The 23378-nt window shown below is 62.8% G+C and carries 15 protein-coding genes; 12 read left to right on the top strand and 3 right to left on the bottom strand.

Annotated features, from left to right (window positions below; translation table 11 throughout):
• Both tspO and J3P96_RS14615 read left to right on the top strand, forming a co-directional pair.
• A complete protein-coding gene (tspO, locus tag J3P96_RS14620) occupies positions 1–441 on the top strand; it encodes a tryptophan-rich sensory protein TspO (protein WP_305494863.1) in 441 nt (146 codons plus the stop codon).
• Positions 441–1466 (top strand): alpha/beta hydrolase, encoded by a 1026-nt coding sequence (locus tag J3P96_RS14615; protein WP_434651850.1) that lies wholly within the window; start codon positions 441–443, stop codon positions 1464–1466. The genes tspO and J3P96_RS14615 overlap by 1 nt, the downstream gene beginning before the upstream one ends.
• Here the strand turns inward: J3P96_RS14615 and J3P96_RS14610 are convergent.
• Complete coding sequence (locus tag J3P96_RS14610; RefSeq protein ID WP_434651848.1) at positions 1408–2652, bottom strand: acyl-CoA dehydrogenase family protein; 1245 nt, start codon at positions 2650–2652, stop codon at positions 1408–1410. The two genes, J3P96_RS14615 and J3P96_RS14610, sit on opposite strands and share 59 nt — an antisense overlap.
• A 381-nt stretch (positions 2653–3033) precedes the next feature.
• Here J3P96_RS14610 and sfnG point away from each other — a divergent pair, with 381 nt between their 5' ends.
• The 6 genes from sfnG (at position 3034) to J3P96_RS14580 (ending at position 9491) form a co-directional block, all read left to right on the top strand.
• The gene (sfnG, locus tag J3P96_RS14605; RefSeq protein WP_434651846.1) at positions 3034–4131 is read left to right on the top strand and encodes a dimethylsulfone monooxygenase SfnG; all 1098 of its coding nucleotides are present in this window, start codon (positions 3034–3036) and stop codon (positions 4129–4131) included.
• Positions 4132–4144: 13 nt separating this feature from the next.
• The gene (locus tag J3P96_RS14600) at positions 4145–5311 is read left to right on the top strand and encodes an AMP-binding protein (RefSeq protein ID WP_434651844.1); all 1167 of its coding nucleotides are present in this window, start codon (positions 4145–4147) and stop codon (positions 5309–5311) included.
• Positions 5308–6090 carry an ABC transporter ATP-binding protein gene (locus J3P96_RS14595; protein ID WP_434651842.1) on the top strand — a complete coding sequence of 261 codons (783 nt, stop codon included), beginning with the start codon at positions 5308–5310 and terminating at the stop codon, positions 6088–6090. Before J3P96_RS14600 ends, J3P96_RS14595 begins: the two co-directional genes overlap by 4 nt.
• A gap of 67 nt (positions 6091–6157) precedes the next feature.
• The gene (locus J3P96_RS14590; RefSeq protein ID WP_434651841.1) at positions 6158–7039 is read left to right on the top strand and encodes a branched-chain amino acid ABC transporter permease; all 882 of its coding nucleotides are present in this window, start codon (positions 6158–6160) and stop codon (positions 7037–7039) included.
• A gap of 9 nt (positions 7040–7048) precedes the next feature.
• Positions 7049–8116: a branched-chain amino acid ABC transporter permease gene (locus J3P96_RS14585; RefSeq protein WP_434651839.1), complete on the top strand. Its 1068-nt coding sequence runs from the start codon at positions 7049–7051 to the stop codon at positions 8114–8116.
• Positions 8117–8165: 49 nt separating this feature from the next.
• Entirely contained in the window at positions 8166–9491 is a 1326-nt protein-coding gene (locus J3P96_RS14580) for an ABC transporter substrate-binding protein (RefSeq protein ID WP_434651837.1), read from the top strand.
• Between the two features lie 206 nt (positions 9492–9697).
• Here the strand turns inward: J3P96_RS14580 and J3P96_RS14575 are convergent, their stop codons facing one another.
• Entirely contained in the window at positions 9698–10801 is a 1104-nt protein-coding gene (locus tag J3P96_RS14575; protein WP_434651835.1) for a sigma-54 interaction domain-containing protein, read from the bottom strand.
• A gap of 401 nt (positions 10802–11202) precedes the next feature.
• Between J3P96_RS14575 and gabP the strand changes: the two genes are divergently transcribed.
• From gabP to J3P96_RS14555, 4 genes are all read left to right on the top strand, one after another.
• Positions 11203–12624 (top strand): GABA permease, encoded by a 1422-nt coding sequence (gene gabP, locus J3P96_RS14570; RefSeq protein WP_434623935.1) that lies wholly within the window; start codon positions 11203–11205, stop codon positions 12622–12624.
• Positions 12625–12883: 259 nt separating this feature from the next.
• Entirely contained in the window at positions 12884–14605 is a 1722-nt protein-coding gene (locus tag J3P96_RS14565) for a type I secretion system permease/ATPase (protein ID WP_434651833.1), read from the top strand.
• Positions 14598–15968 (top strand): HlyD family type I secretion periplasmic adaptor subunit, encoded by a 1371-nt coding sequence (locus J3P96_RS14560; RefSeq protein ID WP_434651831.1) that lies wholly within the window; start codon positions 14598–14600, stop codon positions 15966–15968. Before J3P96_RS14565 ends, J3P96_RS14560 begins: the two co-directional genes overlap by 8 nt.
• A gap of 2 nt (positions 15969–15970) precedes the next feature.
• Positions 15971–17320: a TolC family outer membrane protein gene (locus J3P96_RS14555; protein WP_434651829.1), complete on the top strand. Its 1350-nt coding sequence runs from the start codon at positions 15971–15973 to the stop codon at positions 17318–17320.
• 368 nt (positions 17321–17688) lie between these two features.
• Here the strand turns inward: J3P96_RS14555 and J3P96_RS14550 are convergent, their stop codons facing one another.
• Entirely contained in the window at positions 17689–23301 is a 5613-nt protein-coding gene (locus J3P96_RS14550) for a putative Ig domain-containing protein (RefSeq protein WP_434651827.1), read from the bottom strand.
• Positions 23302–23378: the final 77 nt, after the last annotated feature.

Below are 23378 nucleotides of genomic sequence, written 5' to 3'. Positions count from 1 at the left end.
ATGACCTTCTTTATTTTCCTCCTCGCCTGCTGCGCTGCGGCAAGCACCGGTGTCATTTTCAAACCGGGCCAGTGGTACGAATCCCTCGTCAAACCCCGCTTCACACCTCCCAATTGGCTGTTTCCCGTGGCCTGGACTGTCATCTACCTGCTGCTTGCCTGGGCCGGATATCGCTTGAGCCTGATCCCGGGGAGCCAATTTGTATTGGCATTATGGGCGGCGCAGATTGCGCTCAATACTCTGTGGACTCCGGTGTTTTTCGGCGCCCATCAGGTCCTGGCCGGTATGGTGGTGATCACGCTGCTCTGGCTGGTCGTGGCCGTGATGGTGGTGTTGGCGTTGCGCCTGGACGTGATCACCGGTTTGATTCTGTTTCCTTACCTGGCGTGGCTTTGCGTAGCAGCTGCCTTGAACTTCTCGATCCTGCGCAATAACCGCTGATGAGCAGTCGCCCGTTGAATACCGCAAAGCTATGGCCAGCGGACGAAAATGAGCTGGCGCAGGTGCGCAGTTTCAACAGGAAACTGGCGTGGCTGCCACGCTTTCGCATCCGCAATCGTGTCACCCCGCGCCTCATTCAAGCGCTGTTGCGTGCCAGTCAGATCAACGGCGACGGCAAGTTGAACAAGCATGGGCTGCTGGCTGAAAAACGCCGGATTGGCAAGGGCGACGTCGCGGTGCCGGTGCGGATAATCCGGCCGAAAGGAAAAGCCAGAGGCGTCGTGCTGGATTTCCACGGTGGCGGCTGGGTCATCGGCAATGCCCAGATGAATGACCCGTTCAACATCGCCATGGTGCAAGAGTGCGGGGTGGCGGTGGTCTCGGTGGATTATCGGCTCGCGGTCAGCACACCGGTGGAAGGCCTGATGGAGGATTGCCTCTCAGCAGCGCGTTGGCTATTGGGCGAGGAGGAGGAATTCGCCGATCTGCCGGTGATCGTTGTGGGTGAATCGGCTGGAGGCCACTTGGCCGTGGCAACGCTGCTGGCGCTCAAGCAATGGCCGGATTTGCTTGGGCGCATACGCGGTGCGGTGCTGTACTACGGCGTCTACGATCTGGCCGGGACCCCCAGCGTCCACGCCGCCGGCCCTGAGACGCTGGTGTTGGACGGGGCCGGTATGGTCGATGCCCTGCGCCTGCTGACGCCGGGCCTGAGCGATGAGGAGCGACGCCAGGCGCCGCTGTCGCCGCTCTATGGTGACTTCACGGGGATGCCAGCGGCGCTGCTGTTCACTGGCGAGTTGGACCCGCTCAGGGACGACACGCTTGGCCTGGCTGAGTTGTGGGGCAGGGCCGCTACGGTTGAAGCGCATCTTCTACCGTCCTGCCCCCACGGGTTCATTCATTTCCCGACGACGATCGCCGAGCGCGTGCTCAAGCACAGTCGGGACTGGATCACGGCCCGGCTCAACGCTGCTTCGAACCCCCACCAATCTGCCAGACATACGGCGGCTCCGTCCCGTTGATTTCCCAGTCGCCGATGATGCGTTCCTTGTAGATCAGCGGGTTGTGCGAAGCCGCCGTCCGGGCGTTACGCCAGTGGCGATCGAGGGCTTTGCTGGTGCTGGTGGCGGAAGCACCCAGTGCGTTGAACAGGTCGCTGGTGGCGCGCAGTGTCAGGTCGGCGACCGCCACCTGGGCCTGGGCCGATTCCAGTTCGGCGAGGAGGTTAGCGGTGTGTTCCTTCTCGGCGTCCAGGTCGAAGCGACTTTGATAGGCCCGCTGCGAGGCATCGGCGGCGCGCAGGGTGGTGGCTTCGGCGGCGTAGACCTGGGCCGAGGCCCTGCCGATGACTTGCTGGACTTGCACATCCTGGCTCACTTCACTGGCGTTGCCGGTGCTGAACACCCGCGTGCGCTGGCGCACCTGTTCGCTGATGTCGCGGACGGCGGCGCGCCCGGCGCCGGTCTGCACGGCGAGCAATACCAACTGGTAAAACGCGGTCTGGTATTTGAAGCGAGTGGAGAAGTCGATGAGGTTTTCGTCTTCTACCACGGCGTTTTCGAATACTGACGTGCCGCTGCCCGTGGTCCGTTGACCAAAACCATCCCAGTCATCGCTTTGCCTGACGCCCGGCTGATGAACGCTGACGGCGGCGATCACGTCGGCGCCGGTGTCGTCGCGTTGGGCATACAGGTCGATCCAGTCGGCAAAGATGCTGCCGGTGCTGTAGTACTTGGTGCCGTTGACCACCCATTGGTCACCCTGGCGGGAAACCCGGGTGATGACCTGGCCAAGTTTCACCGCGCCGATTTCGGTCCAGGCGTTGCCCACCAGGTCACCGTCGACGAAGCGCTTGAACCAGACGTCCTGCGGGCGGGTGGCATGGGCGTTGAGGCGATCCTCGACAAAGGCGAAGTGCCCGCGCAGCGCCTGGGGCAGGTTGGAGTCGGCTTCGGCCAGTTCGATCAGCAGTTGCAACAATTGCGGCAGCGAGGCGCCGGCGCCACCATATTCGACCGGCACCCTTATGGCGCCAAAACCCGCTTCCTTGAGCCATTTCACCTGTTCGAAAGGCAGGCTGCGGGTCTGTTCGCGTTCCAGCGCCCCGGCCTGGATACGCGCGAAAATCGGCCGGAAGCGCTCGGCCAGGGCTTCGTAGTGGGTGCCGGTGGAAAGGACATGTGGCAGGTATTGTTGCTGTGCGGTCATGGCGGTGTTCCTTCTGAGGAAAAGAGGGCGGGCAAGGCCAAGGCCTGCCGTTGTCGACAGCCATTGCACGCTCCATGCCGCTGCTCGAAGCCAATGAAAACAAGGGGTTCGCCGGGTTTTCCGGCATAAATGCTGTCGTCCCGCGAGCAATCTGTCCGGCGACTGTTCGACAGGCAACAGTCCACCTTTTGCGCGGCAGTACGCCGGGTGTTGGCTGTGCAACAGCGATCCAGCAGCTTGCTCGCCGCACGACAGTCGAAAAACTGAGTAGGCGAATTAACTGACTGAAAATAAAGGAAAAATCCAAGTGGCACGGTTGCTGCTCTAGCCGTTGTACAAAGGCGACGACGCCTATATCTCAACGAGCCGGGAGTACACGCAATGAGCCAGGACACGATCAAGTTTGCCTACTGGGTGCCCAATGTCAGCGGCGGGCTGGTGGTCAGCAACATCCCGCAGCGCACCGACTGGGGGATCGATTACAACCGCAAGCTGGCGCAGATTGCCGAGGATGCCGGCTTCGACTATGCCCTGACCCAGATCCGTTTTACCGCCGGTTATGGCGCCGAATACCAGCACGAATCGGTGGCGTTCAGTCACGCGTTGCTGGCGGCCACCACGCGCCTGAAAGTCATCGCGGCGGTCTTGCCAGGGCCGTGGACGCCTTCGGTGCTGGGCAAGCAGATCGCAACCATCGATCAGCTCACTGGCGGCCGCGTGGCGATCAACGTGGTGTCCGGCTGGTTCAAGGGCGAATTCACCGCCATCGGCGAGCCCTGGCTGGAGCACGATGAACGCTATCGCCGTTCCGAGGAATTCATCACCACGCTCAAGGGCATCTGGACCACCGACAACTACACCTTCGCCGGTGATTTCTATCGCTTTCGCGACTACACGCTCAAGCCCAAGCCGCTGCAGCAGCATCCGGAAATTTTCCAGGGCGGCAGCTCACGGGCCGCGCGGGACATGGCTGCGCGGGTGTCCGACTGGTACTTCACCAACGGCAACACAGTGGAAGGGGTCAAGGCCCAGGTCGATGACCTGCGGACCAAAGCGGCGGCCAACAACCACAAGGTGAAGGTCGGCGTGAACGCCTTCATCATTGCCCGCGATACCGAGGAAGAGGCCCGCGCGGTGCTGGCCCAGATCATCGACCAGGCCGACCCGGAAGCCGTCAACGCTTTTGGCGACGCGGCAAAACAGGCCGGCAAGGCCAGCCCCGAAGGCGAGGGTAACTGGGCCAAGTCCAGCTTCGAAGACCTGGTGCAATACAACGATGGTTTCAAGACCAACCTGATCGGCACACCCCGGCAGATTGCCGAGCGCATCGTCGCCTTGAAAGCCGTGGGAGTGGACCTGGTACTGGCCGCGTTCCTGCACTTTCAGGAGGAAGTCGAGTATTTCGGCAAGCGGGTCCTGCCGCTGGTGCGCGAGCTGGAGCAGGGGAAAGTGACGGTCAAGACGGCGGCGGTCGCTTAGGCGGGGAGGCAGCATGGGCACGCTCATTGAATCCTTCGACACGTTGCCTCATTGGCTGCATCGACAGGCGCTGGAGCACGGTACGGACGTCGCCCTGCGCCACAAGCACCTGGGGGTCTGGCAGGTGCGGACCTGGCGGCAGCTGGCCGATGAGGTGCAGCGTCTGGCGAGTGCCCTGCAAGCTCGGGGATTCTCGGTGGGCGCGACCCTGACGATCATCAGTCGCCCGACACCACAGGCGATCGTGGCGGCGTTGGCGGCGCAATGGCTGGGTGGTGCGGCGAGCCTGTTCGATCCGTTGGACCGAGTCGCGGGGCAGGTCGAACTGCTCGGCGAATTGCAGCCGGATTTTGTCCTGGCCGAGGGGTACGAAGAATTGTCGCGTCTAGGCGCGGCGCAGGTGGCCCCCCGCGTGGTGATCTACCTGGACAAGCGCGGACTGTCAGGCTCGGTCGCGTTTGATCAGGCGCTGGATTACGCCACATTGATCGAGGCGAAGACGCTCGATGAACGCGTCCCGCTGGCACATGCGCAGCAAACGGCGTTCGTTTTCTATCGCCGGGGGCCACAAGCCATCGAGCAACAACGCATCAGCCACGCCGAGCTGTTGCAACACGGGCAGCAACTGGTACAGCGCGAAGGACTGCGACGGCAGGAGGAAGCATTGGCGGCGCGCGGTTTCGCCTCGGGCGGCCAGGCGCGGTATCTGCTCGCGCCCTGGCTGATCGCCGGTTTCCGCTTGAACTTCCCGGAAAACCTGGCGACCCGTGACCGCGACCGACGTGAGTTGGGCCCGACGCTGGTGGCCGGCACCCGGGAAACCTACGAGCGTCTGCACGGCTATGTGCTGGAGCGCCTACCGGCACCGGGCGATGGGGCACGCAGACTGGTGGATTGGGCCCTGGCGGCACGTCCGGGGCCGTTGCGAAGGTTCATCGGTCATTGGCTGGTGCGCCGGCCTCTGCGCGACGTGCTTGGGTTTTCACGAATCCACGCACCGTTGCTGGTGGGTGATGCGCTAAAGCCTGAGACCCAGGCATTTTTTGACACCTTGGGTATCAACGTCCGCCAGTGGGAGAGTGCGGCCCATTGGGAGGTGCCGACGATTTCGTTGGCGTCCACTACCAATGAACGGGACGAACGCCAATCACAACGCGCCTGGAAGGAGGCGACCACATGACCCGAACGGCCGCCACGCAGCTCCTCGAGCTGGACAATATCTCGCTGTCGTTCAAAGGCGTCAAAGCGATCACCGACATCAGCTTCAGCGTTGCCGCCGGCGAGATCTGCGCCTTGATCGGCCCCAACGGCGCCGGCAAGAGTTCATTGCTCAACATCATCAGCGGGGTCTACCAACCCCAGCAAGGGCGCATACGTTTCGACAATCGCGAGCGCCGCGGCATGCGCGCCCACGACGTGGCGGTGCGGGGCGTCGCCCGGACGTTCCAGAACATCGCGCTGTTCAAGGGCATGAGCGTGCTCGACAACGTGCTCACCGGGCGCAACCTCAAGCGTCGCAGTACCTGGATCGAGCAGGCGTTGCGTATTGGGCGGGCCGGTAAGGAGGACGACCGCCAGCGCGAAGCGGCCGAGCGGGTCATCGAGTTCTTGCGTTTGCAGCCGTGGCGCGACGCATGGGTGGGCACCTTGCCTTACGGTCTGCAGAAGCGCGTGGAGCTGGCCCGCGCCCTGGCAGCGGAGCCGCGGTTGTTATTGCTGGACGAACCCATGGCAGGCATGAACGCCGAGGAGAAACAGCAGATGAGCCGTTTCATCGTCGATATCAATCGTGAGCTTGGCACCACGGTGGTGTTGATCGAGCACGACATTGGCGTGGTCATGGACATCAGCGACCACGTGGTGGTGCTCGACTACGGTCGCAAGATCGGCGACGGCGCCCCGGATGCGGTACGGCAGAACCCCGAGGTCATTTCGGCTTACCTCGGCACCCGACACTGATTTTTGCAATTCGACGCCTTTCCGTCAGGAAGGGTCGGCAAGCTGCGCCCGCAAAACAGGAAACGCTATGGAATTTTTCTTTGAAGTATTGATTGGCGGGCTGTTGGCCGGGGTGATGTACGCCTTGGTGGCTATCGGTTTTGTGCTGATCTACAAGGCCTCCGGGGTGTTCAACTTTGCCCAGGGCGCGATGGTGCTGTTCTCGGCGCTGACCTTCGTCAGCCTGCTGGAGCGCGGCGTGCCGTTCTGGCTGGCGTTTCTCATCAGCCTGGTGGCGATGCTGCTGATCGCCGTGGCGGTGGAGCGTGTGGTGTTGCGCCCGTTGGTCAATCGATCGCCGATCACGCTGTTCATGGCCACCCTTGGGCTTTCCTATGTCATCGAAGGTTTCGCCCAGGCGTTGTGGGGTGCCCAGGTGCATGGCCTGAATCTGGGCATCAGTGATGAACCGTTGGAATTGGGTGGAATGCTGCTGTCGCAGTTCGACATTTTCGCCGCGCTGACCGCCGCGTCGCTGGTGGCGTTGCTGTCCTGGCTGTTCAACAAGACCCGCTTGGGGCTGGCGCTGCGGGCGGTGGCGGATGATCCGTTGGCGGCGTTGGCCGTGGGTATTCGCTTGCAGCGGGTCTGGGTGGTGGTGTGGACGGTGGCGGGGTTCGTCGGGCTGGTCGCCGGCCTGCTCTGGGGCGCTCGCCTGGGGGTGCAGTTCTCGCTGTCGCTGGTGGTGCTCAAGGCCTTGCCAGTGTTGATCATCGGCGGGTTTACCTCGATCAGCGGGGCGATTGTCGGTGGGTTGATCATCGGAGCTTCGGAAAAATTGGCGGAGGTGTATCTCGGGCCGTTCATCGGCAGCGGCATCGAAAACTGGTTTCCCTACGCGCTGGCGCTGCTGTTCCTGCTGGTGCGTCCGGCCGGGCTGTTTGGCGAACGCGCCATCGAACGGGTCTAGGAGAGCAGCATGTTTTATCGAGAAGCAGGCCAGTTCAACACACGTTATGCCGAGGACCGCCGGGTCTTTGCCTTGCGCCAGGATCGCCACGGGCTGGCGGCGCTACTGCTGGTTGCGTTCGTCGTGGTGCCGTGGCTGGGCAATGACTATTGGCTCAGCGCGATATTGATTCCGTTTCTGGTGCTGTCCCTGGCCGGGTTGGGGCTCAATCTGCTCACCGGTTACGCCGGGCAGTTGTCCCTGGGCTCTGCGGCGTTCATGGCCGTGGGGGCGTTCGCCACGTACAACCTTGAAGTGCGTGTCAACGGTTTGCCGTTGGTGTTCAGCATTGCCCTGGGCGGGCTGACGGCGGCGTTGGTGTCGCTCCTGTTCGGCCTGCCAAGCCTGCGCATCAAGGGCTTCTATCTGCTGGTCTCGACACTGGCGGCGCAATTCTTCGTGACCTGGACGCTGACCCGCTTTGGCTGGTTTTCCAACGACAGCGCGTCGGGGGTGATCAGCGCGCCGCGCCTGGATGTTTTCGGCGTGAACCTGGACGCGCCGGCCGGCCGCTATCTGCTGACCCTGACGGTGGTGGTGGCGCTGTTCTGGCTGGGCAAGAACCTGGTGCGCAGCGAATTGGGGCGCCAGTGGATGGCCGTGCGCGACATGGACACGGCAGCGGCGGTGATCGGCATTCCCCTGGCGAAAACCAAGTTGCTGGCCTTTGCCATCAGCGGGTTTTACCTCGGCGTGGCCGGCGCGCTCTGGGCCTTCGCCTACCTGGGCACCGTCGAACCCCACGGCTTTGATCTCAATCGCTCATTCCAGATCCTGTTCATCATCATTATCGGCGGGCTTGGCAGCCTGCTGGGCAACTTCCTCGGGGCGGCTTTCATCGTGCTGTTTCCGGTGCTGCTTTCCAACCTGGTGTCGCTGCTGCCCGGCGGGCTGATCGATGCCGGCCAGGTGGAAAACCTGCAAAAAATGTTTTTCGGCGCGCTGATCATCCTGTTCCTGATCAAGGAACCGGAGGGCCTTGCGCGCCTCTGGCAACGACTTCGCCAGCGTGCGCGGTTGTGGCCGCTGCGCTACTGAACAGTTCCATTACGTTAGTTCTCCAGGGCTTCATAACAAGGAAAATCCGATGTTCAAACGATCATTCGCCAGCACCCTCGCGCTGGCCCTGAGCCTCACCGCCGCTGCGTTCACCGTGCAGGCGGACAACGAACAGTACTTCCCGCTGCAAAGCTATCGCGTCGGTCCCTATGCGGCCGGCGGCACGGGATTTTTTGGCGGCTTCATCGACTACCTCAAGTACGTCAACGCCAACGGCGGCGTGAACGGGGTGAAGCTGACCTGGAGCGAATGCGAAACCGAGTACGTGGTGGAGAAGGGCATCGAGTGCTACGAGCGACTGAAGAAAGGTCTGAACGGCGCGCCGGCGGCTGCCACAAACCCGCTGTCGGTGGGCATCGCCTACGCCACGCTGGAGCGCTCCACGGCTGACAAGCTGCCGCTGATCACCATCAACCACGGCCGCACCGATTCCACCGATGGCAGCGTGTTCCCCTATGTCTTCCCGCTGCAATTGAACCCGTACTCCGAAGTGTCGGCGATCATCAACTACATCGGCCAGCGCGCTGGCGGCCTGGACAAGCTCAAGGGGCAGAAAATCGTCACCCTGTATCACGGCTCGCCGTACGGTAAGGAAACCAACGAGGTGTTGCAGACCCTGGCGGATAAATACGGCTTTTCGCTGACCTTGCTCGAAGTGCCGCATCCGGGCAACGAGCAACAGTCGCAGTGGCTGAATATCCGTCGGGAAAAACCCGATTGGGTGATCCTGCGCGGCTGGGGCGTGATGAATCCGGTGGCGCTGAAAACCGCGCAGAAAGTCGGGTTCCCGGCCGACCACATCATCGGCAATATCTGGAGCAACTCCGAGGATGACGCCGCGCCGGCCGGTGCCGCGGCCAAGGGGTTCATCGCGATCACCACGCACCCGTCGGGCACCGGTTTCCCGGTGCTGCAAGGCATCAAGAAGGACGTGGTCGACGCCGGCCATGGCGACCTGGCGGACCCCAAGCGTTTCGGCACGGTGTATTACAACCTGGGCGTGGTCAACGGCATCCTCAACGTCGAGGCGCTGCGCATTGCCCAGCAGAAGTTCGGCCAGCAACCGTTGACCGGCGAGCAGGTTCGGTGGGGCTTTGAGAATCTCAAGCTCGATGATGCACGTCTCAAGGAGCTGGGGGCGCTGGGGTTGGTGCAGCCGTTGCAATTGTCCTGCTCGGACCACGAGGGCGGCGGCGCGGTGCGCTTCCAGCAGTGGGACGGCACGCAGTGGAAGCTGATCAGTGACTGGGTGCAGGCCGACCGCGCGTTGCTGCGGCCGATCATCGAAGCGTCTTCGCTGCAATACGCCAAGGAAAAAGGCATCACGCCGCGCGATTGCAGCAAGGAATCCTGACGACTTGGGTCGCTTTTGCGAAAGCCGCCCGGCGTGGTGATGGCCTTTCGTCCAGACAGCGAACCCGTGGCGAGGGAGCTTGCTCCCGCTGGGGCGCATAGCGCCCCCAATGCAGCTGATTGAGTGGATCTGACATCACAGCGACAGGTTGGGGCTGCTTCGCAGCCCAGCGGGAGCAAGCTCCCTCGCCACAGGTGAACGTTGGCTCAGGTTGAAAGGTTGACCACCCGACCATCGCGCGTACTCAGCGCCGGGCGCCGTTTGTTGACCGCCAGCTCGCCGATCCGGATCAGCAGGCTGCGGGTGACGTTGCGGCTCAGGCCCAACAGGCTTGCGGTGTGGACCTGATTGCAACTGGCGTAGCGGTAGGCGGTGCGCAGCAGGGCAGCTTCGACTTTTTCATAGACATCGCCGTGCGCTTGCTCAAGCAGTTGCTCGAAGGCTTTTTCCAGCAGTGCCTCGGTGGTTTGCGGCGTGTTGTCCTGGGACGCGTCCTGGCGCTCGATGCGAAAGTTCGACAGGTGCAGATCCTGCACGCCGATCACCTTGTTGCGGCAGATCAGCAAGGTGTGATGGATGACGTTTTCCAGTTCGCGAATATTTCCCGGCCACGAGTAGTCGAGCAGTTTGCGCTGGGCCTGGGCATCCAGCGTCACCTCGCCATGACCGAGCCTGCGGCTGTACTCGGCGATGAAATGGCGAATCAGCGGCAGGATGTCGCCGGGACGCTCGCGCAACGGCTTGAGCACCAGGCTGACCACACTCAGTCGGTAATACAGGTCTTCGCGAAAATGCCCGGCGTTGATGGCTTTTTCCAGTTGCACGTTGGTGGCCGCCAGCACCCGCACATTGATCCTGATGGGCTTGCGCGAGCCGAGGCGGACCACTTCACGTTCTTGTAGAACGCGCAGCAGCTTGACCTGGATCGGCAATGGCAGGTCACCGATTTCATCGAGGAACAGCGTGCCGCCGTCGGCTTCTTCGAACCACCCGGCCTTGGCGGTCAAGGCGCCGGTGAACGCGCCTTTTTCATGGCCGAACAACTCGGCCTCCACCAGCGTCTCGGAAAACGCTCCGCAGTTCACCGCCACGAACGGTTTGTCGCGTCGAGCACTGAGGTTATGGACGTGGCGGGCGACCAGCTCCTTGCCAGTACCGGTCTGGCCAATGATCAACACGCTGGCGTCACTGGGCGCGACTTGCTGCAAGTGCGTCAGCAGTGCCTGGGAGCTGGGATCGGCGAACACTTGGGCCGTGGCGCGGATCGAGGTAGCCAGGCCGGGGGAGGGAGGAAGCGTAAGAAGCTGCATGACGGTGGCCCGTTTATGAGAGTGCGGTGATGATTGGGTGAGGACCAACGCTCCTTGGTGGTATCACCGTGCGAAGCCATTGGGCTTAAGGCTTAATCTAAATGATCTAAAAAAAATAAAACAAATAACATAGAGTTATATGCTTAAGGCGATGAGCCGCCTTCGTCGTCAGCCGCAGAGCCTCTACGCAGGACCGGGTTTGGCGAGATCAGGCAAAAAGGCGGCGCTCACAGGTAACTAACTCGGGAGTGTAGGCGGGTAACGTGGCTCAACTTTACTGCAGAGCCCAATTCGCGAGGGACGGATCAGACATCCAGGGTGTGCCGCTTTGAGGAGGAGCGAAACCAGCAGCACCGACGGTCCCTCGACACGCCTCAATGTCGACAAGAGAATAAAAAACCATGACCAGCCCGAGCTTCAAGGATTCGAACGGCCACTTGGCGCAGGGCTTCAAGCCTCGTCACGTCACCATGCTTTCAATCGCCGGGATCATCGGCGCCGGCCTGTTTGTCGGCTCGGGCCATGCGATCGCCGCTGCCGGTCCGGCCGTCATGTTGGCTTATCTTTTTTCCGGTCTGCTGGTGGTGCTCGTCATGCGCATGCTTGGCGAAATGGCGGTAGCCCGGCCAGACACCGGCTCGTTCTCCACCTACGCCGATCAGGCGATCGGGCGCTGGGCAGGCTTCACCATCGGTTGGTTGTACTGGTGGTTCTGGGTGCTGGTGATTCCCATCGAGGCGCTGGCCGCCGGTCATGTACTCAACCAGTGGTTTCCATCCGTTGATGCCTGGCTGTTTGCCTCGGTCTCGATCATTGCCCTGGCCGTGACCAATCTGTTCAGCGTGTCCAAATACGGCGAGTTCGAGTTCTGGTTCGCCATGGCCAAGGTGATCGCGATCATCGGTTTCATCTCCCTGGGATTCGCCGTGCTGATGGGCTGGATTCCCGAGCGCGAAGCCAGCGGCTTGAGTCGCTTGATGGAGGAGCATGGCGGGTTCGCGCCCAATGGCTTGTCCGCCGTGGTCGGGGCCTTCATCACCATCATGTTCAGTTTCATTGGTACGGAGGCGGTGACGATTGCCGCCGCCGAATCCAGCAACCCGGCACAGAACATCGCCAAGGCCACGCGCTCGGTGATCTGGCGCATCGGCGTGTTTTATCTGCTGTCGATCTTCGTGGTGATTTCCGTGGTGCCCTGGGACGATCCGCTCCTGGCCTCGGTGGGCTCCTACCAGCGGGCACTGGAGTTGATGAACATTCCCCACGCCAAATTCATGGTGGACGTGGTGGTATTGATTGCCGTGGCCAGTTGCATGAACTCCTCCATCTACATTGCTTCACGCATGCTCTATTCCCTCGGCCGGCGTGGTGATGCGCCGAGGGTGGTGGAAGTGACTTCGTCCGCTGGCGTGCCCCGGGCAGCGGTGATAGCCAGTACGGTACTGGGCTTGGGCATCACCTTGTTCAGCTACTTCATGCCGGCCGGGTTGTTCCAGTTCCTGCTCGCCAGCTCCGGCGCCATCGCCTTGCTGGTGTACCTGGCGATCGCCGTGTCCCAGTTGCGTATGCGCCGCAAGCTGCTTCGCCAAGGCGTCGAGCTGGGCTTTCGCATGTGGCTGTTTCCCTGGCTCACCTGGGCGGTGATCGTGTTTATCTGCGCGGCCTTGGCCGTGATGATGGTGACTCCTGAGCACCGCAGCGAAGTGAGCACCACCCTAGGCCTGGCCTTGGTCATTTCCTTTGTCGGCCTGGTGACTTCGCGGCAATCTCCGCAGCCTGAAGAGGCGGTTTCCTCGGCTAGCCTCCATAGACCCTCGGCCTAAGACATTCCCGTGGCGAGGGAGCTTGCTCCCGCTGGGCTGCGTAGCAGCCCCTTCCTTTACTGATCGCCTAAAAAACCCCAAACTCCCCCCAGCAACTAACCCCTGCTTACGCTGTCAGTACTTGGCGCCCGTAGCGCCGACGTTCGCCACCGATGGCGACAATGTCAGCTACATGGCGCTTTTTTTCTGACGCCTCAAGGCAAATAGCTCGCAATGGATTGCGCCGGGACCGTTTATTCCTTTTGCGGGTTGATTCTCTATGGGTTTTTTTCTTGATCCTCGGCATGACATCGACGCCGCTTTGTTGAGTTATCGCCGGGTATTCTGGTCGCTGGCCCTCTTCAGCGGCGTGATCAATCTGCTGGTGCTGGTGCCATCGCTGTACATGATGCAGGTCTACGATCGGGTCCTCACCAGTCGCAACGAAACCACGCTGTTCATGCTCACCTTGATCGCTCTCGGGCTGTTCATGTTCAGTGCGTTGATCGAGTGGGTGCGTGGCGAAGTGATGATCCGCATGAGCGCCGGGCTGGACGATGCCTTGGGCGAGCGGATTTTCGATGCAGCGTTCGCCCGCAGCCTGCGCGAGCACAACGCCAACCCGGCGCAGGTGCTGAGTGACCTGGCCACCTTGCGCCAACTGATTACCGGCCAGGGGCTGATCGCCTTGCTCGATGCACCGTGGTTGCCGATTTTCCTGCTGGTGGCGTTCATCATCCACCCCTGGTTCGGCGTGCTGACCCTGATCCTCGCAGCGTTGCTGGTCGGCCTGGCACTGTGGGGCGAGCTGGCGACCCGCACGCGCCTGGGGGAGGCCAATCGGCTGGGCGTGCAATCGTCGATCTACGTCAACAGCACCCTGCAGAATGCCGAGGTCATCCAGGCCCTGGGCATGCTCGGGCCGCTGCGCCAGCGCTGGAGCCTGCTGCAGCAACGGATCATCGCGGCGCAGGCGCATGCCAGTGATCGCGGTGCGCGTATCACCTCGGCGACCCGTTTCGTGCGGATTTCCGGCCAGTCCCTGGCCTTGGGGCTGGGGGCGCTGCTGGTACTCGAAGGGCAATTGTCGGCGGGCATGATGATTGCCATGTCGTTGTTGCTGGGGCGTGCCCTGGCGCCGGTGGAAATCGCCATTGGTTCGTGGAAGCAATTCAACGCCGGTCGCCAGAGTTACCAGCGTCTGAGCCAGTTGCTCGCGCAACATCCTCGCGATCGCCTGCGTATGCCATTGCCACCGCCAACGGGCGCGGTGCGCCTGGAGCAGCTCTACGTCGGGCCACCCGCTGCGACGCAGCCGCTCCTGCGTGGCATCAATTTCAGCCTGGACAAGGGCGAGGTACTGGCGGTGGTCGGGCCCAGCGCCAGCGGCAAATCGACCTTGGCTCGGGCATTGGTTGGCGTGTGGCCGGCCATGGGTGGCTCGGTGCGGCTGGACGATGCCGAGATCAGCCAGTGGTCCCATGACGCCTTGGGCCCGTACCTCGGTTATCTGCCCCAGGACATCGAACTGTTCGATGGCAGTGTCGCTGACAACATTGCTCGTTTCGGCGAGCAGGACGCCGACAAGATCATCGCCGCCAGTCGTCACGCGGGCATTCACGAAATGATCCTGCGATTTCCCAAGGGTTACGACACGCCGCTGGGTCCCGGCGGGCTTGGCCTGTCCGGCGGACAGAAGCAACGCCTGGGCCTGGCCCGTGCGCTTTATGGCAGCCCTTCGCTGATCGTTCTCGACGAGCCCAACTCCAATCTCGATGAAGCCGGCGAACTCGCGCTGGTACAAGCCATCGGCGTGCTCAAGGCCGCCGGCAGCACGGTGGTGTTGATCACTCACCGGCCCAACGTGTTAGCGGTGGTTGATCACATCCTGGTGCTGAAGGACGGTACCCAGCAGGCGTTTGGCCCGCGCGACCGGGTGCTCAAGGCGCTGATGCCAGGCCCGAGGCCGACGGCCGTGCGGGAGGCGGGTAAAGATGCGTGATTTGAAACCGGCGACTCCGGCCCACGGCGACCACGGCTTGAGCGTGCTCAGCAGCAACACGCTACCCAGCGCCAGTACCGATGCCGGCGGCGCGGCGCGCTACGGCGTGGTCTTCCTGGCCCTGACCTTGGGCGGTTTCCTGCTTTGGGCGTGCCTCGCGCCGCTCGACCAGGGTGTGGTCGGCAGCGGCACCGTGGTGGTGGCGGGCGAGCGCAAGGCTGTGCAATCGCTGGTGGGCGGGGTCGTGGAAAAGCTGCTGGTCAGCGACGGCGACCGCGTCAGCCAGGGCCAGTTGCTGGTGCAGCTCAACACGGTGCAGGCCCAAGCGCAGTTGGACGTGACCCTGGGCAAGCTGCTCAATGACCGCAGCATCGAGGCGCGCTTGATGGCCGAGCGCCTCGGCGCCGAGGAAATCCAGTGGCCGGCGCAATTGCTGGAGCGCGCCGAGGAGCCGCGCGTCAAGGCGGCCATGGCGCTGCAGAAGCAACTGTTCCTGACACGCCGTGCCGAACTGGGCAGCCGCCTGCAGATCATCGAACATGAAGTCGGCGCCTTGCAGCAACAGTTGCAGGGCTATGAAGGGGTCAAGCGCAACTACGACGCGCAGATGCGTTTTCAGCAGCAAGAGCTTGAAGGTTTGCGCGAATTGGCTCGGGAAGGCTACGTGCCGCGCAACAAACTCTTCGAGGCCGAGCGCAACGCGGCGCAACTGGCCGGGCAGATCGCTTCCGGCATTGGCGATGTCGGCCGCACGCGCCAGGCAATCAACGAAAGCCGGCTCAAGGCCTTGCAGGCGCAGCAGGAATTCCGGCGCGATGCCGAAACCCAACTCAGCGAGGTCTCGGCCGAGGCCGCCGGTTATGCCGATCAGATCCGCGCCTTGCAGTTTGAAGTGGATAACGGGGCGATCCGCGCGCCGGTGGCGGGGCAGGTCATGGACGTGTCGATCCATACCGTCGGCGGCGTCGCCCAGGCCGGGCAGACGCTGATGCAGGTAGTGCCGCTGGATGCGCCGATGGCGATCACCGCGCGTTTTGATCCGCTGATGGCCAACAAACTCAGCCCGGGTCTGCCCGTGCACGTGCATTTCACTGCGTTGCAACGGGTGGACACGCCGATGGTAACCGGCACGATCACCACCGTGTCGGCGGACCAGTTGATCGACCAGCAGACCCACCAGCCCTATTTCTCCGCCAAGGTCGAGATTCCCGCCGACACCGTCGTTTCGCTGCAGAGCGCCGGGCTGCTGGTGCGCCCCGGCATGCTTGCCGATGTCACCGTGGTGACCGGCGAGCGGACCTTGATGAACTACCTGATGAAACCTTTGCGCGAACGCTTGCTGGCGGCCTTCAAAGAGGAATGAGCATGACCGACCGTTGCCGTTATGGCGTCCGTGTGCTGTTGAGCCTGTGCACCAGTTGGGCGGTGATCGGCCCCGTCTGGGCGGCGGAGGGCGGGCTGAGCCTGATCGCCGCTTACGATGCCTCGCGCCTCAACGATCCGACCTTGCAGGCGGCGACCCACGCCTACGATGCGTCGCGGCAGGAGGAGGCGATCGGCCGTGGCGGTCTTTATCCGCAAGTGTCGCTGTCGTCGCGTTATGGCTATGGCGGGCGTACCGATGGCGGCGACGACAGCAGTTACGTCAACAGCAACGATTACCAGGCGAACAGTGTGACCCTGGCCGCGCAGCAGGCGCTCTATGACAAGGGGCGTTGGGCGGCCTATCAGGAAGGCAAGGCGCGGGGGGCGCTGGGTAGCCAACAATTCGATGTGGCCGGCCAGACCCTGTTCGATCGGGTCGCCAAGGGCTATTTCGACGTAGCCCGGGCCGAGAACGAACTCAAGCTGATCGCCCAGCAGAAAACCGCTATCAGTGGCTTGGTCCTCCAGAGCAAAAAGCTCTATGCGGGCGGCCAGGGAGCGATCACCGATATCGACGAGGCCCAGGCCCGGCTCGATCTGGTCGAGGCTCAGGAAACCGAAGCCCAGGCCCGCCGCGTGGCTGCGCTGCGAGCACTGTCGGGGCGGGCCAGCGTGCCGATCGACGACATCCAGGCGATGCGCGAAGAACTCCCCGCCGGCAGCCCGATCCCGCCGGAGCAGGATCTGCCGTATTGGACAACGATTGCCCGTGAGGCCAGTCCGGAGCTGGCGGCGCGGTTGGCGGCGGTAAAAGTCGCCGAGGCCCAGGCCGACAGCCAGCGCGCCGGGCATTATCCGACGTTGTCGCTCACCACTCAGTTGACCCGTCGGGAAACCCGCCAGTACCAGGAGCTCGACCCGCGCCAGGACACTTACTACGTCGGGGTGCAGCTGGATATCCCGTTGTATCGCGGCGGCGCGGTGCGTGCATCGGTGGCCAAGGCCGAGGCCCAGCTGGCCGGGGCCCAGTCCGATTACGATGTGCAGCGTCAGGAACTGGCCGAGGCTATCGAAACCGACTACCTGGGCGTGGTGGCGGGCTTCGCCAAGAGCAAGGCCATGCTACGAGCGGTGGAATCCAACCAGCGGGCGCTGACGTCGACCGAGAAGGGCTTCCAGGGCGGCGTGCGCTCGACGGTCGACATTCTTGATGCTCAGCAACGCCTGTTCCAGGCACGCCGGGACCTGCTCGATACCAAGCTGGACATGCTCGAAAGTTATGTAAGCCTGCACACCCACACCGGCCAGATGAACCGCGCGGTGCTGGAACAGGTGCAAAGCCTGTTCTAAGGAACCGGCCGAGCCGCATCGCTTCTGTGGCGAGGGAGCTTGCTCCCGCTGGGGTGCGAAGCGCCCCCAAAGCCAATCACCGCGCTGTGTCAGGCTGGACCCCCATCAACCTTTTTGGGGCTGCTGCGCACCCCAGCGGGAGCAAGCTCCCTCGCCACGGAAGCACCGTGTGGGAGCGAGCTTGCTCGCGATGACGGCAGTTCATTCAACGCCGTTCAGCCTGGCACACCGCTTTCGCGAGCAGGCTCGCTCCCACAGGGGACACTGCCCTGGGCCCCAATGCTTCCTGCCCACAGGGTTTGCTCATCAGTGCTGTTGTGGCGAGGGAGCTTGCTCCCGCTGGGCTGCGCAGCAGCCCCCTCGTTCACTCAGGCGGTGAAGTCGCTGGCGTGCAGCTCCTTGACGCCCACCAGTTCGAACTCGAACTCGGCGGAGGCGTCGGCATTGACGCTGCCGTAGAGGATGCCATCGACAAAACGCAATTGGCCGGTGGCATTGGTGGCGTCGAAGGCGTTGCTGCCGATGAAGGTAAAGGCATCGACGCTGGCGGTCAGCGGGTTGGCGTCCAGGCCGGTGAAGTCCAGTTTGTCCAGCTCCGCCGTCTTGAAACCGTTGATCACATCCCGCGCGGTGCCGACGCCCATGTCCGACAATGCAGTAAACGCGTAGGTATCCGCGCCAGTGCCACCGGTGAGGTTGTCGGTGCCGGCGCCGCCGATCAGCCGGTCATCGCCCGAGCCGCCCACCAGCGTGTCATTGCCGGCACCGCCGTTGAGGATGTTCCCGGCACTGTTGCCCGACAGCGTATCCGCGTAGGCACTGCCCGTCAGGTTCTCGATGAACTTCAGCGTGTCGAGTCCGGAACCGACGGTGTTCTGCTGTGCGGACGTCGACAGGTTCACGGTCACCCCGGCCAGGGCCCGGTCGTAGGAGGCGGTGTCGTTGCCATCGCGTCCGTCCAGGACGTTGTCGCCCACGCCGGCGAACAGCGTGTTGTTCAGCGCATTACCGATCCCGTTTGCGGCCCCGGCGCTGTCGACGTACAGATTCTCCACGTTGTTGCCCAACGTGTAGGTAGCGAGGCTGCTGTGGACGCCGTCGATGCCGCCGGACACCGGGTTGCTGCTGGTCTCGATCACGGTATCGCTGGCGTTGTCGACGTAGTAGGTGTCGTTGCCGTCGCCGCCGCTCATGCTGTCCGCTCCCACCGCGCCATCGAGCACGTTTTTGGCGGCATTACCGGTGATGAAGTTGCGCCGTTCGTTACCGGTGCCGTCGATGTCCGACACGCCGGTCAGCACCAGGTTTTCCAGGTTGGCGCCCAGGGTCCAACTGACCGAGGCCTGTACCGTATCGATCTGCGAAGTCGAGGTGTTGGTTTCCACCACGCTGTCGAACGCGTTGTCGACGACGTAGATGTCGTTACCATCGCCGCCGGTCAACGAGTCGGCACCCAGGTCACCGTCCAGTATGTCGTTGCCGGAGCTGCCCACCAGGGTGTCGGCCTGGTCGGTGCCGGAAATCTTCCCGCCCTCATTCTGCGCGCCATCGAAAATATCCTGCACGCTGTTGTTGTCGTTGGGGTTGCCCTGGAAGCCAAGGTCATTGGCGATGTAGTCCGCCAGGCGCTGCCCGACGATTTCCGCTGACTCCTCGTGCAGGTGCCAGACATCGTCGGGATACACCAACGGATCGACTTCATAACGCAAGGGCAGGTCGTTGTAGTCCACCGCCAGTTTCACATCGGCGCGCTCGGCGGCGATGGCTTCCTGGACGGCGCGGACGAAGCCCACCCCCTCGACGATGGAAGCAATCTTTTCCTCCGAGTAACCACGGGCACGCGCGGCGTCCTGCTCGTAGTGACCGGTTTCCATCAGGTACACGTTGAAGTTGCCGAGTTGGGCGTGCAGGTAATCGAAGACCTTCAGCGTCGACGCCTTGTAGGCCGCCGCAGCCGCTGCCTTGTCGGTGGAGCGGGCGATTTCCTGGGCGGCTTCCTCGCCCTGGCCCCAGATGATCCCCATGGTCACGTTGTCGATGGCCTTGAGTTCGGTGAGCTGGTCGCGCAACAACGTCACGGCGCGCAGCAATGCCGGCCCGGGTTGGTTGGTGTCGGTCAGCCACCAGCACAACTTCAGCTCCTCGGCGCCGAGGGTCGACAAGCCGTTGACCGTACTGCCACCCACTGCGATGTCAATGCCGTTGCCGTCGGCGTCGCTGAACTGGCTGCGCACGTCATAGGTGGTGTATTTGTTCAGGTCGTTGACCAGCATCGAAGTGCCGGACTGATCGTCATCCTCGCTCATGCGCAGCAGACGTGCGTTGGATTGGCCGAGCGTCGGCAGATAGAGGATGTCCTGCTGGGCGCGTTCGCCGAAGACGAAATCACTGGCGGTCAGGGTGTTGAGGTAGTTGCCGTTCAGGGCGATCTCGAAACGGTTGCCATCGGCATCAGCCTGGCTGGACTTGACATAGGTCTTGTCGCCGGCCGCATTCAACGTCATGTAGAGCGTGCCGTTGCTACCGTCGCCGAGGCCGAGGAAACCCAGCCCGGAGACGTCGATCTTGTCGACGCCGACGGTGAAGTCATAAATCGTGTCCGTGGCCGTGACGCCACCGGTGTCGTAGTCCCGGTAGCTGTCGGACAGGTTGCTGTAGCGGAACGTGTCGGCGCCGGCGTCGCCATACAGCGAGTCCCTTCCGGCGCCACCGTCGATGATGTCGGCACCGGTCCCAGCCTTGATGGTGTCGTTGCCACCCAGGCCGAGGATCAGGTCGGCGCCTGCCGTACCGTTGAGGCTTTCGGCATTGGCCGTGCCGGTGATGGTGTTGGCGGGCGCATCGGCCACCACCAGGGCAAAGCTGTCGCTGACCGATGCGCCGGACGGATCGGTGGCCTTGACCAGCACGTCGTAGTTGCCGGATGCAGTGCTGGTAGGCGTGCCGCTGAAAGTCAGCGTGCTGGCGTTAAAGCTCAGCCATGAGGGCAGGGCGCTGCCATTGGCTAGGGTCGCGGTGTAGGTCAGCACGTCCTGGTTGGCGTCGCTGAAGCTGTTGTTGGCCACCGTGTAGCTGAACGGCGTGCTTTCGCTGGCGTTCTGGTCGAGCAGCGGAGTGACCACCACCGGCGCCACGTTGGTCGGGGTGTTCTGGTCGGCAAAGACAAAGTGATTGGCGGTCAGGCTGCTGACGAAATTTCCCGCCAGGGAGATTTCAAAGCGGTTGCCGTTGGCATCGACCGTGAGGTCCTTCAGGTACGTGCGGTTGGTTGACGAGCTGTAACTGACTTGCAGCGTCCCGTTGAGCCCGTTGCCCAGGCCGGTGTAGCCCAGCGCCGCGACATCGATCTTGTCGGCGGCCACGTCGAAATCGAGGATCTGGTCACTGGCGCTGGTGGAACCGGTGCGGTAGCTGTCGAGCTTGGAGGTGTAGCGAAACACATCGGCGCCCGTGCCGCCGGTGAGTTTGTCCACGCCCGTGCCGCCCACCAGGATGTCGTTGCCCGCTGCGCCATTGAGGGTGTCGTTGCCCGCGCCACCGAAAATCTGTTCGTTGGCGACGGTGCCGGTCAGCGTGTCGTTGTTTGGTGTGCCGTTGATCACCACCGAGCCGGGCACGTCCTGCACCGCCAGGGTAAAGCTGTCGCTGACGGTGGCGTTGCTGCCGTCGGTCGCGGTGACCTGGATCGAGTAAGTGCCCGATGCGGTGTCGGGTGGGGTGCCGCTGAAGGTGCGCGTGGCGGCGTCGAACGTCAGCCAGCTGGGCAGGGCGCTGCCATCGGCCAGCTTGGCGGTGTAGCTGAGGCTGTCATTGTCCGGATCGGTGAAACTGGTGGCCGGCACCACGTAGCTGAAGGGCGTCTTTTCACTGGCGTTCTGGTCCAGCAATGGCGTGGCCAGCACCGGTGCCTGGTTGGTCGGCGATGTTGTCGCGAAGACGAAGTTGGCGCTGGTCAGGGTGTTGAGGTAATTGCCGTCCAGTGCCACTTCGAAGCGGTTGCCGTTGGCATCGGCCTCCAGGGATTTGATGTAGGTCTTGGTGCCGGCGCTGTTGAGCACCAGGTAGACGGTATTGTTCTTGCCGTCGCCCAGGCCGGTGAAGCCCATGGCGGAGAGGTCGATCTTGTCGGCAGCGATGTTGAAGTCGGTGATCAAATCGCCCAGGTTGGCGCCACCGGTGTTGTAGTTGCGGTAGCTGTCCAGCCGGTTGGCGAACACGAAGGTGTCCGCCCCGGCGCCGCCCGTGAGGGTGTCCATGCCGGCGCCGCCGTCGAGCTTGTCGTCGCCCGCGCCACCGCTGAGGCTGTCGTTGCCGGCCAGGCCGAGCAAGGTATCGGCGGCGTCGCTGCCCAACAAAGAGTCGCTGCCGGTGGTGCCGGTGATGACCCGATTGAAGATGAAGTTGCTCGCCATCAGGGTGCTCGCCAGGTTGCCCGAGAGAATCAGTTCGAAGCGATTGCCGCTGGCATCGGCGTCGTAGTCCTTGATATAGGTGCGGTCGCTGCTGGCGTTGTAACTGACTTGCAGGGTGCCGCCACGCCCATTGCCCAGGCCGGTGAAGCCGAGGCCAGCAAGATCGATCTTGTCCTGGGTTACGTCGAAATCGGTGATGGTGTCGTCGAAGCTCGCCGTTGCATTGCGATAGCTGTCGGACTGACTGGTGAAGCGGAACGTATCGGCGCCCGTGCCACCAGTGAGTTTGTCGACGCCCGCGCCGCCCACCAGGATATCGCTCCCGGCCGCGCCATTGATGGTGTCGTTGCCGGCCGCGCCGTAGAAAATTTCGCTGGCGGCGGTGCCCGTGAGGACGTCGTTGCCCGCCGTGCCTTGCACGGTGGTCATCGGCACGGTGGCGCTGACATAGCTGCCATCGCCATAGACCAGCGTGGCGCCCTTGCTGGTGTGGCTGATGGTGTTGGCGATGATCGCGTTGCGATCGGTGCCGTCTTCGTTGCGCTCGGCGACGCCGTAGGTGGACAGGTTGCTGCCGCTGATGACGTTGCCCTGGATCAGGTTGTCGCTGCCGTTGAAGTACTTGCCGGACACACCGAGGGTGTCGTCGTAGGACTGGATGATGATTTCCGGCACCGCGCCGCCCAACGAGTTGTTGTTGAGGGTGTTGTCGATGACCTCGACATGGTTGCTGCCGTAGATGCGGATCCCGGCGCTGGCGTTGTCATGGATATCGACGCCGGTGACGGTCACGTCGCTGGACAGCTTGACCAGCACGCCCTCGGCGCCGTTGCCGTACACCTCGCCACCGGTGATGGTGATGTTGCTGGGAGAGGGGATATCTTCGCTGCCGCGCTGCACCACGATGCCGTTGCCGCCGTTGTTGTAGGCGACGTTGTTGGTCATGGTGAAATCGTGGGTGCTGGTGACGACGTTGAAACCGTGGCGGTCGTTGTCGTAGGCAATATTGTTTTCGAAGGTGCTGTCGCTGAGGAAGTCGGCGACGAAGCCATCCAGGCCGTTGCCGTGGGACACGCTGTTCTTGATGACCATGTTGACGGTCTGCTCATGCGGGTCGAAGCCGTACCCGGAGCAGTCCTTGATCTCGACGCTGTCGAGGGTGACGTTGGAGTCGTAGCCTTCCTCGCCGGGAATATAACCGTTGAACCAGCCATCCACCTTGCCGGTGGTGGCGTCGCGGTTACCGTCGATGGTGAGGTTGCTGACGCCGAAGTCGTGGGTTTCCTCGCCATAGGCCGAGCGGATGATGCCGGTGATCTTGGTGTCCGATCCGTCGGCCAGCTTGACCGTGGTGTCGCCCATGCCGTCGCCGTACAGGTAGACGTTGCTTTTGAGCATCAGGCAGCCATCGGAGGGTTCCTCACCTCCCGAAACGATGTAGGTGCCGGTGGGCATGTACACCTGGCCACCGCCTGCGGCCGCTGCCGCATCGATCGCGCTTTGAATGGCCGCCGTGTCGTCGGTGACGCCATCTCCTTTGGCGCCAAAATCTTGTACGTTGAAAATCATGGACTTATCTCCGTATCAGGCTAAAAACCTAAGTGACTGCCAATATTCCATCGGCGACCACCGTGTTATGACCCAGC

Origin of the sequence: Pseudomonas sp. R3-56 (genome assembly GCF_051132075.1) — a bacterium.
GTDB lineage: Bacteria > Pseudomonadota > Gammaproteobacteria > Pseudomonadales > Pseudomonadaceae > Aquipseudomonas.
The sequence above is the reverse complement of the archived record's forward strand: the minus strand, read 5'-3'. Positions and strand labels throughout refer to the sequence as shown.